10 protein-coding genes are annotated in these 12,043 nt (G+C 61.0%); 5 read left to right on the top strand and 5 right to left on the bottom strand.

The genetic code is table 11. From position 1 onward, the window contains the following. Positions 1-24: 24 nt before the first annotated feature. Positions 25-1,413: a M20 family metallopeptidase gene (locus HX855_RS18615; protein WP_177088067.1), complete on the bottom strand. Its 1,389-nt coding sequence runs from the start codon at positions 1,411-1,413 to the stop codon at positions 25-27. Positions 1,414-1,532: 119 nt separating this feature from the next. Between HX855_RS18615 and HX855_RS18610 the strand changes: the two genes are divergently transcribed. Both HX855_RS18610 and HX855_RS18605 read left to right on the top strand, forming a co-directional pair. Then, the gene (locus tag HX855_RS18610; RefSeq protein WP_177088065.1) at positions 1,533-2,417 is read left to right on the top strand and encodes a LysR family transcriptional regulator; all 885 of its coding nucleotides are present in this window, start codon (positions 1,533-1,535) and stop codon (positions 2,415-2,417) included. 108 nt (positions 2,418-2,525) lie between these two features. Further along, positions 2,526-3,452 carry a carbon-nitrogen hydrolase family protein gene (locus HX855_RS18605; RefSeq protein WP_177088063.1) on the top strand — a complete coding sequence of 309 codons (927 nt, stop codon included), beginning with the start codon at positions 2,526-2,528 and terminating at the stop codon, positions 3,450-3,452. Positions 3,453-3,487: 35 nt separating this feature from the next. Here the strand turns inward: HX855_RS18605 and HX855_RS18600 are convergent, their stop codons facing one another. Beyond that, the gene (locus HX855_RS18600) at positions 3,488-4,183 is read right to left on the bottom strand and encodes a GntR family transcriptional regulator (protein WP_218175909.1); all 696 of its coding nucleotides are present in this window, start codon (positions 4,181-4,183) and stop codon (positions 3,488-3,490) included. A gap of 193 nt (positions 4,184-4,376) precedes the next feature. On the opposite strand from HX855_RS18600, the gene HX855_RS18595 reads away from it, so the two are divergent. After that, positions 4,377-6,131, top strand: a complete 1,755-nt coding sequence (locus tag HX855_RS18595) for an IlvD/Edd family dehydratase (protein ID WP_177088061.1) — start codon at positions 4,377-4,379, stop codon at positions 6,129-6,131. A gap of 82 nt (positions 6,132-6,213) precedes the next feature. Further along, positions 6,214-7,554 carry an MFS transporter gene (locus HX855_RS18590; protein WP_177088059.1) on the top strand — a complete coding sequence of 447 codons (1,341 nt, stop codon included), beginning with the start codon at positions 6,214-6,216 and terminating at the stop codon, positions 7,552-7,554. Here HX855_RS18590 and HX855_RS18585 read toward each other — a convergent pair. From HX855_RS18585 to HX855_RS18575, 3 genes are read right to left on the bottom strand one after another with little or no spacing between them, the layout of a single operon-like run. Continuing rightward, on the bottom strand, positions 7,535-8,089 hold the full coding sequence (locus HX855_RS18585; RefSeq protein ID WP_177088057.1) for a GNAT family N-acetyltransferase: 555 nt from the start codon (positions 8,087-8,089) through the stop codon (positions 7,535-7,537). The two genes, HX855_RS18590 and HX855_RS18585, sit on opposite strands and share 20 nt — an antisense overlap. A gap of 22 nt (positions 8,090-8,111) precedes the next feature. Then, positions 8,112-8,573 (bottom strand): LEA type 2 family protein, encoded by a 462-nt coding sequence (locus HX855_RS18580; protein ID WP_010165547.1) that lies wholly within the window; start codon positions 8,571-8,573, stop codon positions 8,112-8,114. A gap of 12 nt (positions 8,574-8,585) precedes the next feature. Continuing rightward, positions 8,586-10,013, bottom strand: coding sequence for a nucleobase:cation symporter-2 family protein (locus tag HX855_RS18575; protein WP_177088055.1), 1,428 nt, complete (start codon positions 10,011-10,013; stop codon positions 8,586-8,588). Positions 10,014-10,400: 387 nt separating this feature from the next. Here HX855_RS18575 and HX855_RS18570 point away from each other — a divergent pair, with 387 nt between their 5' ends. Then, positions 10,401-12,026, top strand: coding sequence for a methyl-accepting chemotaxis protein (locus HX855_RS18570; protein WP_177088053.1), 1,626 nt, complete (start codon positions 10,401-10,403; stop codon positions 12,024-12,026). The last annotated feature ends 17 nt before the right edge of the window (positions 12,027-12,043 follow it).

The following is a 12,043-nucleotide window of genomic DNA, read 5'->3' as shown; positions in this document are numbered from 1 at the left end:
AAGGGTCGGTCTGACCCCGATTTTTTATTGTGGGTGAAAGGGCGTGAGGTGACCCAGGTCCCAGAAAAGCGAGGTCATGATTTGCAGCCCTTCGAGGACGACCGAGCCCAACACATGTTCATCCGGGGCATGTTGCGAACAACCCGGGTAGGAGTGCGGTATCCACAACGTGGGCAAACCCAGCACGTCAGCGAAGATATCGTTGGGCAAGGTGCCCGCCAGGTTGGGTAATACGGCGATGTGCCGAGGGGTGGCGTCGGCAATCGACTGTTTGGCGAAGCGCACCCACGGGTTGTCCGGGTCCAGCCGGCTGGCGGGGGTGCAGCGATCAATCACGACAGTGACCTGTTCAAACCCCTCGGCATCCAGGTGCTGGCGCAGCAGGTGCTCCAGGTGTTGCCAGTCGGTGCCCACCACAAAGCGCAGTTGGCAATGGGCGGTGGCGCTGGGCGGAATGGCGTTGACGGGTTTGGCCGGATTGCCCGCAGTAAAGGCCAGGACTTCAATGGTGTTCCAACCGAACAGTCGCTCACCCAGGGTCAGGCCAGGCTCGCCCCAATCCACGTCCAGGGCGCGGCCCAGGGAGTGCTGGTGGATATCCAGGTCGCGAATGGCATCGCGCACCGAGTCGGGGATGGACGAAGGCACCAGCGTGCGGCAGCGAATACGACCGTTCTGGTCCACCAGGCTGGCCAGTGCGTTGGCCAGCACCACGGCGGGGTTGGACATCACGCCGCCCCAGTTGCCGGAGTGCAGGCCCTTGTCCCGCGCTGTGACGTTGAGGGAAAACAGCGCGGAACCCCGGGAACCGAGAAATATTGTCGGGCGGCTGTCGTTCAGGCGCGGCCCGTCCGAGGCGATGAACACATCCGCCTGCAACAGGTCCCGGTGCGCCGTGCACACCTCCCGCAGCCCGGGAGAACCGCATTCTTCGCCGGTTTCAAACAGCACTTTGACGTTAAAGCCCAGGCGTCCTTCCCGTTGCTGGATGACGTGTTCGAGGGCCGTCAGGTTGACGCTGTGCTGGCCTTTGTTATCCGCGGTGCCGCGGCCGTACCAACGATCACCTTCCACGGTCAGCGCCCAGGGGCTGAGGCCCTCGCGCCATTGCTCGTCATAGCCGAGCACCACGTCGCCATGCCCGTACGTCAGTACCGTGGGCAAATCGGCCCCTTCGTGGCGTGACGCAAACAGCAAAGGCCCGGCGCCGGACGGGTTATCGAGCAGTTGGCATTCAAAACCCATGGCGATCAGCGCCGGCTGAATTTCCTGTTGCAGGTACCGCATCAGTTCGTGGGCCTGGCCGGGGTTCTGGCTTTCGCTGCGAATGGCGATCCGGCGGCGTAAGTCGGCTTCAAAATGGCCATCGGCCAGGTACTGGCGAACACTCGCGAGCGCTTGTTGCTTGGACATGACAGTTCCGGTGTGGGCGGGGATTCAACCCAATATAGGAGCCCGTTGTCGTACTGTATATTGCTGTTTTTTGACGTTTGACTTCTAATAAATAGATGCTTTGGTGAAGGAGTCAAACCGTGGACTACCGCTATTTCCTGGCCGTGATCGATTCAGGGTCACTGGCCGCCGCCGGCGAACGCCTGCACATCGCGCCCAGTGCAGTCAGTCGCCAGATCGCATTGCTGGAAGAAAACATCGGTGTGCCGTTGTTCGAGCGACGCCCGCGGGGCATGCAGCCGACGGCGGCCGGCAGCGCCCTGGCCGACCACGCCCGACGCGCCTCGCTGGAAGAACAAAGCCTGCTGTCTGAGTTGCGCGCCGGTGATTACCCCGGTGCGAAAGTTGTCCGGCTGGTATCAACCGAGGGGCTTTCCCGTTACTTCCTGCCCCAGGTGCTGATCCGGCATTACCAGCACAACCCGGCGTTCCAGTATGTGCTGGAGGTGATGTCGCCTCACGACTGTGCGGAGAAAGTGAGGCGCGGCGAGGCTGATGTGGGGTTGGTGTTCAGCACCGCACCCATTGAAGGCGTTGAAGTCCTGCATTCAAGTCGCTCGCCGATCCGCGCCGTGATGCGGGTGGGGCACCCGTTGGCGGCACTCAAGCAACTGCCGCTTCGGGCGCTGGCACCTTACCCGCTGGCGCTGACCCCACAAGGCTCTACCCAGCGCCAATTGTTCGACCTGGTGTGCCAGATGGAAGGGCTGACGTTTAACCATGTCATGACCTGCAATTACTCGGGCGCCATCCATGAGTTCGTTCGCCACACGGACACCATCGCGTTTGGTGGGTCGATCAGCCATCGAGCCAATGGAAGTGACGACCTGATATCGGTTGCCCTGTCGAACCCGCAATTTTCGGACCGGGCGATTCAAGTCCTGACCATGCCCAAACGCTCATTGCCGCCGACCCTCGAACGGTTTATCGAAGCCCTGGCCAGCGCCTTGAAAGACGTGAATTGACGGCGGCCGATAGTGATTTGGCTCATATCAGTTAGCAACAAGGTGGGCTTTATTCATGAGCGCCGGACGCCGGAGAATGGGCCATCCCATTGATTCGGAGTGCTCGCAATGCCCATTTCTACCGTGGCTGCCCTGCAAATCGGCGCCTTGCCCGGCGGCAAGGCTGAAACCCTGGAACAGATCCTGTCCTACGAGGACGAAATCCTGCGCAGCGGTGCGCAACTGGTGGTGATGCCCGAGGCGTTGCTGGGGGGTTACCCCAAGGGTGAAAACTTCGGCACACAGTTGGGTTATCGCCTGCCCGAAGGCCGTGAAGCCTTCGCCCGTTATTTTGCCAACGCGATTGATGTGCCGGGCACAGAGACCGAGGCGCTGACCGGGCTATCGGCGCGCACCGGGGCGAGCCTGGTGGTGGGCGTGATCGAGCGCAGTGGCAGCACATTGTATTGCACAGTGTTGTATATCGAGCCGGTTGGCGGGTTGGTGGCCAAGCATCGCAAGTTAATGCCTACCGGCACCGAGCGGTTGATCTGGGGCAAGGGTGACGGCTCGACCTTACCGGTGATTGAGACGGCGGTGGGGCGCATCGGTGGCGCGGTGTGCTGGGAGAACATGATGCCGTTGCTGCGTACGGCGATGTACGCCAAGGGCGTCCACGTGTGGTGCGCGCCAACGGTGGACGAGCGCGAGATGTGGCAGGTGAGCATGCGGCACATAGCCCATGAGGGCCGGTGTTTTGTGGTCAGTGGGTGCCAGGTACAAGCGTCGCCAGAGGCATTGGGCGTGCAGGTTGCCCACTGGCCGGATGATCGGCCGTTGATTGCCGGCGGCAGCGTCATCGTCGGGCCCATGGGCGACCTCCTTGCCGGGCCGCTGTTGGGTGGCGCGGGGCTATTGACGGCGCAAATTGACACCGATGACCTGGTGCGGGCGCGGTATGACTATGACGTGGTTGGGCACTATGCCCGGCCTGATATTTTCGAGCTGACGGTGGATGAACGGGCCAAGCCGGGTGTGCGGTTTATTGCCGAGTGAAGGGCAACGCCAGGAAGGGCGTAGCGGGGCGCTCCTTATCCCGCCTGTGACGCCAGGCTGCTGCCATGGGCCCGGCGATTGTGTGCCGCGATATAGGCCTCCAGGGAGGGTGTGAGGTGATCGCGGCACACGCGGATCAGTTGCTCGCGGTCGCCTTCGCGCAGCGCTTCAATGATCTGCCAGTGCTCGCGGCGGGCGCGTTCCAGTTGTTCGGGCAGTACCAAGGTCGAGGTGCGAACCGAATGGGCTCGCTGGGCATGGTCCTGTATAGCATCCACCAGGATCGGGTTGTTCGAAAGCCCGAACAATGTTCGGTGAAAGGTGATGTTGGCGCGGAATACTCGCCGCAAATCCCCAGCGGCTGCGGCCACGTCGTGTTCGTGCTGCACCGCGATGAGGGTGTCCAGTGCCGGGAGTGGCACAGGCAAAGGGATGATCCCCACACAATGGGTTTCCATCAACTCGCGTACGGCGTACAGATTCTTCACTTCCTCAACGCTATAGGCCTTCACCAGCGCACCGATGTTGCGTTTGCGCTCCACCAGGCCCATGCGTTCCAACTCGATCAACACTTGGCGCACGACGTGACGCTTTAGCTGAAATCGGCTGAGCAGGTCATCTTCGACCAAGCGTTCGCGGGGGTGCAAAACCCCTAGCACGATCTCTTCTTCGAGTATTTCGACGACCAGTTGCATGGTCGGTTCGTCACTGCCTTGGTCTGCTTTGCTCACGCTGTGCGATGTCCGTGGTTCGAGATTGACTGTCGATAGGCCGCAAGTGGCCACACAAGCCTCTCCCGGGGGGCTAAATGTACGTCAACACGCGCCCCAGGGGAATTTTCGTTAAGGGAGTTGCCTTCATGACATGAGCATGCCTAAATATGTCGACAATATTATCAATAATATAGTCGATAGCGAGATTCGCATGACAGACAATGCACACAAACCTTCAGTGGTGGTGCCCTCCGGCATCCGCAAAGGCCTGACCAATTACGGCGATAGCGGCTTTTCCTTGTTCCTGCGCAAGGCGTTTATCAAAGGCGCGGGCTACACGGATGAGGCGTTGGACCGCATCATCGTGGGCATTGCCAACACCGGCAGCGGCTACAACCCCTGCCACGGAAATGCGCCGCAACTGATTGAGGCGGTCAAGCGCGGGGTGTTGATGGCGGGTGGGCTGCCTATCGATTTCCCGACGATCTCCATCGCTGAAAGTTTCTCGTCGCCCACCAGCATGTATTTGCGCAACCTGATGTCCATGGACACCGAGGAAATGATCCGCGCCCAGCCGATGGATGCCGTGGTGCTCATCGGTGGCTGCGACAAGACCGTGCCGGCGCAATTGATGGGCGCCGCGTCGGCAAACATTCCCACGGTGCAGTTGATAACCGGCTCAATGCTCACCGGCGGGCACCGTGGGGAACGGGTAGGGGCCTGCACCGACTGCCGGCGCTACTGGGGGATGTTCCGCGGGCAGCAGATCGACGAGGCAGAGATCAACGAGGTCAACTCCAAACTGGTCGCCAGCATTGGGACCTGCTCTGTTATGGGCACCGCTAGCACCATGGCATGCCTGGGCGAAGCGCTGGGTATCGTGATGCCCGGTGGCGCTTCGCCGCCAGCCGTTACGGCTGACCGTATACGCATCGCCGAATTGACCGGCAAGCAAGCGGTACAGATGGCGCGCGATGGCCTCACGCCGGACAAGATCCTGACGGCAAAAGCGTTCGAGAACGCACTTCGCGTGTTGCTGGCCATTGGTGGGTCCACCAACGGCATTATTCACCTGACCGCCATTGCCGGGCGCATGGGGTTCGAAATCGACCTGGAAGCCTTCGACCGGATGAGCCGTGAAACGCCGGTGCTGGTGGACCTGAAGCCTTCCGGGCAGTTCTACATGGAAGACCTGCATTTTGCCGGGGGCATGCCTACCGTGCTGCGTGAACTGCGCCCTTTGCTGCACCTGGACGCGCTGACCGTGACCGGACGCACCCTGGGCGAAGAGTTGGACGAGGTGGCGCCGTTTGCCCAGCACGTCGTACGGTCCATCGCTGACCCGATCTATCCGGTTGGCGGTATCGCGTTCCTGCGCGGCAACCTGGCACCGGAGGGCGCGATCATCAAGCAGTCGGCGGCCAACCCTGTGCTGATGGAGCATGAGGGGCGCGCCGTGGTGTTCGAAAACTCGGAGGACATGGCCAACCGTATTGATGACCCGGCGTTGGACGTCAATGCCGACGATGTGCTGGTGCTGAAGAACATCGGCCCGCTTGGCGCACCGGGCATGCCCGAGGCAGGCTACCTGCCGATTCCAAAAAAACTCGCGCGGGCGGGCGTAAAGGACATGGTGCGAATCTCGGATGGCCGCATGAGTGGCACGGCGGCGGGCACCATCGTGCTGCACGTGACCCCGGAAGCGGCGCTGGGCGGGCCCCTGGCCCTGGTGCAAAACGGTGACCGGATCCGCCTGAGCGTGTCCGCGCGGTCTCTGGAATTGCTGGTCAGCGCCGACGAATTGGTCCGACGCCGTGAAGCGCTCGTGCTACCTAAACCCGTCGATGCCGAACGAGGTTATCGTCGCCTGTTCTTCGAACAGATCACCCAGGCCGACAAGGGCTGCGATTTTGAATTTTTACGACCGCCAACAATGATCGCCCGCGTTCCCGCGCGCGACGAATGACCGCCTGCGGCCGTGCCACGCCGGGGCGGCCGTACCTCTCACTCGCACTGATCACCCACAAAAATAAAACAGGGGTTCTGTCATGTCCGAAAAACCTACCCGCATTCGTTATCTGATCCTGCTTATGCTGTTCGTGGTCACCACGCTCAACTATGCCGATCGCGCCACCCTCTCAATTGTCGGCTCATCGTTGCAGAAAGACCTCGGGCTGGACCCGGTGCACATGGGCATTATTTTCTCGGCGTTCGCCTGGGCCTATGTCATCGGGCAGATTCCCGGCGGCTGGCTGCTGGACCGATTTGGCTCCAAGCGCGTGTATGCCTGGAGCATCTTTCTCTGGTCATTGTTCACGCTGCTGCAGGCGGGCGTTGGCTTCTTGAGTGTGGGGGCGGCGATTGTCACGCTGTTCATTCTGCGCTTCATGGTAGGCCTGGCGGAGTCGCCGTCATTCCCGGGGAACAGCCGTATTGCCGCAGCATGGTTTCCTACCGCAGAAAGGGGGACGGCCGCGGGTATCTTTACCTCGGCGCAGTACTTTGCAACGGTGCTGTTCGCGCCGTTGATGGGCTGGATCACGTACCACTATGGCTGGCATTACGTGTTTCTGGTGATGGGCGGGATTGGCATCGTGATGTCATTGATCTGGCTCAAGACCATTCACGCGCCGCGCCAGCACCCACACGTGAATGAGGCGGAGTTGAAGCTGATTTCCGAGGGCGGCGGCCTGATCGAAATGGATCAGATCGGGGTGCAGAACGAATTCACCCGGCCGCGTCTTGTGCACTTCAAACAGCTGCTGGGCAGCCGCATGATGCTCGGCGTGTTTATCGGCCAATACTGCATCAACACGCTCTCGTATTTTTTCCTGACCTGGTTTCCGGTGTATCTGGTGCAAGCGCGCGGCATGTCTATCCTGAAGGCCGGGTTCGTTGCGTCGCTGCCGGCGATTTGCGGCTTTGCCGGCGGCGTACTGGGTGGAATCATCTCCGATGCGCTCATTCGCAGAGGCCATTCGCTGACCTTCGCCCGCAAGGCGCCGCTGGTGGTCGGCATGTTGATGTCAATGACGATGGTCGCGTGCAACTACGTGGACGCTGAATGGCTGGTGGTTGGCATCATGGCGGTCGCGTATTTCGGAAAAGGCTTTGGTGCGGTGGGCTGGGCAGTGATCGCAGACACGGCGCCCAAACATATTGCCGGCCTGTGCGGCGGGCTTTTCAACGGATTCGGCAATGCGGCAGGGATCACCACGCCGATTGTCATCGGCGCAATCATCGCCACCACCGGATCCTTTGAAGGCGCGCTGATCTACGTGTCGGCTCACGCGATCCTCGCCATCCTGTGCTACCTGGTCATGGTCGGGAAAATTCAGCGTATCGACAGCGATCCGCAAGCGTCAGCGACTACGCTTGCTGCTGCCTGATCAGCCATTCCTCGCGGGTAATTTCCCAGATGTCCTTAGGGAAATTACCTTCCACAAACCGCCCTTCATCGGTGCGAATCAAACGCATCCCCGTACGCTCGGAAATCCTGCGCGAAGCCAGGTTCGGCGCTGCCTTCGGTACTCTCATCAAAGGCCGCCCGAGCACCTCAAACCAATACTCGGTCACCGCCGCACTGGCCTCGGCCATCAACCCCTGACCCTGCCATTGCGGCGCGAGCCAAAAGCCCCGGTTGTTATCCACCTCATCCATCAGGCTGACATTCCCGATCAACGCCTCAGGCGCGCTTTTCAGCCGGATCGACCAATGCCACTCCTCACCCCGCGCCATGGCCGGCAACGCGACATGCTCCAGATAGCTGCGCGCCCCATCCGCCGGGTAGGGCCAAGGCACCTGGGCATTCAGATAACGCACGACTTCCCAATGGGGAAACTGCCGCTGCACCCCCTCGGCATCCCCCATCGTCAGCGGCCGCAGAATCAAACGTTCCGTATACAACGTAGGTATAGCGTCCATGTCGCGAGGCGCTCCGTGATCATTACCAAGTGGCGGTATTAGGCAAGTCCAACGTCCCGCGATCCACAAAGCGCATAGTGCCAAACAGCCCACCCGCCAGCTTCCCGCGCAACACATAAGGCAGGTTATTCAAACTCTGGGTCTGGCTCAAGCCAAGGGTCTGACGCAACACCGAAAACGCCGAAACACTTACCGGCACCGTCAGCACCGTCTCCGAAAACCGTGGGATCGAACCCCCCTGGTCACTCACCCCCGACGCCAATGGCCGGCCATTGACCTCCAGGTCCAGGGCCACGCCGCTGTAATCGATCGCCGTCTCGTTAGGATTCTGCACCCGCAACTTCACCGCAAAACGCACCTCCAGGTCCTGGCTTTGCAGCGGCTCAATGCCCACCACGTTGATGTTCACCGGATCCCGGTCAGGGAACAGCGCGCAGGCGCTCAGGCTGAGGAGCAGCAGTGACAGGACCATGAGCTTGCGCATAAACGGGTTCTCCTATTTCGTGACGTCCGGGTCCTGCATCACCTTGAGGGTGGAGGCTTCCGGATCAAATTCATCTTCTTCCAGTTCTATGAACTCCTCAGGCAGGAAGATGTTCAGCACGATAGCGCAGAACGCTCCCACGGTGATCGGCGACTCGAAGATGTTGTGCAGCGCCTTGGGCAGCTCCCGCAGCACCTCCGGTACCGCCGCCACGCCCAGGCCCATCCCTAAGGAGATCGCCACGATCAGCACGTTGCGCCGGTGCAGGCCGGCCTCGGCAAGGATCTTGATGCCGGCCACCGCCACGGTGCCGAACATGATCAGGGTGGCGCCCCCCAGCACCGGCTTGGGCATCAGTTGCAGCACCGCGCCGATCATCGGGAACAGCCCCAGCAACACCAGCAGCCCGGCGATGAAATACGCCACATAACGGCTGGCCACGCCGGTCAACTGGATCACCCCGTTGTTCTGGGCGAAGGTCACCATGGGCAGGCTGTTGAAGGTGGCCGCCATCACCGAGTTAAGGCCGTCGGCCAGCAAGCCGGACTTGATGCGCTTGATGTACAGCGGGCCCTTGACCGGCTGTTGGGAAATCATCGAGTTGGCCGTCAGGTCACCGGCCGCTTCCAGGGGCGAAATCAGGAAGATCACCGCCACCGGGATAAACGCCACCCAGTCGAACGAGAAGCCGTACTTGAACGGCACCGGCACGCTGATCAATGGCAACTGGGGCAGGGCGCCCAGGTCGACGCGGCCCAGCCACCAGGCCACCACAAACCCGAGGGTCAGGCCGATCACGATCGAACCCAGGCGCAGGAACGGGTTGTTGAAGCGGTTGAGCACCACGATGGTCAGCAATACCAGGGCCGCGAGGCCCATGTTGCTGGCGGCGCCCAGGTCACTGGCGCCAAACCCGCCTGCCATGTCGGTGACCGCCACCTTGATCAGCGACAAGCCCATCAGGGTAATGATGGTGCCGGTCACCACCGGGGTGATCAGCTTGCGCAGCTTGCCGATGAACTGGCTGAGCACCACTTCGATAAACGCCGCGAAGAAACAGATGCCAAAGATGGTCGACAGGATCTCATCGGTGCCGCCGCCCCGGGCCTTGACCATAAAGCCGGCGCTCAGGATCACGCTGATAAACGAAAAACTGGTGCCTTGCAGGCACAGCAGGCCCGAACCCACCGGGCCGAACGTGCGGGCCTGCACAAAGGTGCCGAGCCCCGACACAAACAACGCCATGCTCACCAGGTACGGCACTTCGCTTTCAAGGCCGAGTACGCCGCCAACGATCAGCGTCGGGGTGATGATGCCGACAAAGCTGGCCAGCACATGTTGCAGGGCGGCAAAGATCGCCGCGCTGAAATGCGGGCGATCTTCCAGGCCGTAGATCAGGTCGGATTTATAACGGGGGCGAGGGGTTTGAGCGTCAGACAAAATACGGGCCCGGGCAGGAAAAAGGAGGCGCAGGATGCCAGAAAGTCACGGGTATCGCACCCAGGCTTAGCCTGCGACAAACACCGCCAGCCCTGAGCGTGCGGATGAACCCTTAAGGAACTCTGCGCTGGCGAGGAAGTGATCGCTGGGAGTGGACGACCCAGGTAGATAGCCGCTGATGGCTACCGTTAGTGGCGATATGCCTGCACACATTCAGAAATATATTTGCGTTTGCTCCACAGAAAACCCTAAACCCTGCCGATAAGAGTAGTAGGCGCCACACACCAACGATAACAGTGGCGCCGTAAGGTTGGAGCAGCGCGTTGACGCTGACCGGCCGTGTCGCGGCAGGGATGCTCGCAGCCACTACTTCTGAGAGCGCCCCCTATGTCCCTCCGTCAGTTGAACATCGCCCCTCGAGCTTTTCTCGGTTTTGCTTTCATTGCGTTACTCGTCATTATCCTGGGAGTGTTTGCGGCTAACCGTATGACACTGATCCGTGCGGCGTCGGTAGACATGGGCGCCAACCAACTGCCCAGCGTTGGGTACCTGGCCACCATGACCGAAAACGTCCTGCGCCTGCGGATATTGTCCTTTCGTGTGCTGGTGAACCGCGAACCTGCGGCCTTGCAGGAGGCACAAGGCCGGATGGCCGTACTGGTAGACAAGGTAAAAACGGCCCAGGCGGCGTACGCGACCTTGCCTGCCGGGGGGGAAGAGGCAACGGTGTACAAGGCGTTCTCTGTCACGCTCGAGAACTACCTGCAGGCCCAGTCCGAAATGGTGGCTTTGTCTCAGCAGAACAAGGTTGAAGACATGCGTGCCTTGATCAACAGCCGTATCAAGGACGGCACTGATCAGATGGGCGAGCAGTTGAATAAACTGATCACCATCAACGCTGCCGATGCGAAACAGGCCGGCGATGACGCCGGGCAAAGTTATCAGGACGCTATCACCGGAATCATCGCTGTCTCGGTGATCGCGGCCTTGATGACCGTGCTGCTGGCCTGGCTGTTGACTCGCAGTATTGTGACGCCGTTGCGCAAAGCGCTTGAGGCGGCTGAAATCATCGCGGGCGGTAACCTGACCAAAGTGATCGAGGACGACGGCAAGGACGAACCCGCCCGCCTGCTGGGCGCCTTGGCCGCCATGCAAACCAACCTGCGTCAAACCATCCAGCACATCGCCGGCTCGGCCACCCAACTGGCCTCGGCTGCCGAAGAGCTCAGCGCCGTCACTGAAGAAGCCTCCAAAGGCTTGCAGCAGCAAAACAACGAAATCGACCAGGCCGCCACGGCGGTCAACGAAATGACGGCCGCGGTGGAAGAAGTGGCGCGCAACGCGGTGTCCACCTCTGAAGCCTCCAGCCAGTCCAACCAGGCGGCGCGGGAAGGCCGCGACCGTGTCGTGGAAACCGTCGGCGCGATCCAGACCATGACCCAGGACGTGCAAAACACCGCCGTGATGATCGAAGGCCTCGCCACTCAGGGCCGTGACATTGGCAAGGTACTGGACGTGATTCGTGCGATTGCCGAACAGACCAACCTGCTGGCCCTTAACGCGGCGATTGAAGCGGCGCGCGCCGGTGAAGCAGGTCGTGGTTTCGCGGTGGTGGCGGACGAAGTACGGGCCCTGGCCCATCGCACTGCGCAATCGACCCAGGAAATCGAAAAAATGGTCGCCGGCATCCAGAGCGGTACCGGTGAAGCCGTGCACTCCATGCAGCAGAGCAACCAGCGCACCCAAAGCACCCTGGAAATGGCGCGTGCCGCCGGTGTGGCCCTGGAGCAGATTACCCAGTCCATCAGCCTGATCAACGAACGCAACCTGGTGATCGCCAGCGCCTCGGAAGAACAGGCCCAGGTGTCCCGCGAGGTTGACCGCAACCTGGTGAATATCCGTGACCTGGCGACCCAGTCGGCAGCGGGTGCCAACCAGACCTCAGCCGCCAGTCACGAACTGTCGCGCCTGGCGGTGGATTTGAACGGGATGGTGGCGCGCTTCGTTATCTAACCTGAAATGCGATCAAA

The organism is Pseudomonas sp. IPO3778 (assembly GCF_013386825.1).
In the GTDB taxonomy this organism is placed as follows: domain Bacteria; phylum Pseudomonadota; class Gammaproteobacteria; order Pseudomonadales; family Pseudomonadaceae; genus Aquipseudomonas.
This window is presented reverse-complemented; position numbering and strand designations above follow the sequence as displayed.

Excerpts from the sequence above, each read along its gene's own strand:
- HX855_RS18570 (WP_177088053.1), top strand. The coding sequence starts at position 10,401 with ATGTCCCTCCGTCAGTTGAACATCGCCCCTCGAGCTTTTCTCGGTTTT.
- HX855_RS18605 (WP_177088063.1), top strand. The coding sequence starts at position 2,526 with ATGCCCATTTCTACCGTGGCTGCCCTGCAAATCGGCGCCTTGCCCGGC.
- HX855_RS18590 (WP_177088059.1), top strand. The coding sequence starts at position 6,214 with ATGTCCGAAAAACCTACCCGCATTCGTTATCTGATCCTGCTTATGCTG.
- HX855_RS18585 (WP_177088057.1), bottom strand. The coding sequence starts at position 8,089 with ATGGACGCTATACCTACGTTGTATACGGAACGTTTGATTCTGCGGCCG.
- HX855_RS18580 (WP_010165547.1), bottom strand. The coding sequence starts at position 8,573 with ATGCGCAAGCTCATGGTCCTGTCACTGCTGCTCCTCAGCCTGAGCGCC.
- HX855_RS18615 (WP_177088067.1), bottom strand. The coding sequence starts at position 1,413 with ATGTCCAAGCAACAAGCGCTCGCGAGTGTTCGCCAGTACCTGGCCGAT.
- HX855_RS18595 (WP_177088061.1), top strand. The coding sequence starts at position 4,377 with ATGACAGACAATGCACACAAACCTTCAGTGGTGGTGCCCTCCGGCATC.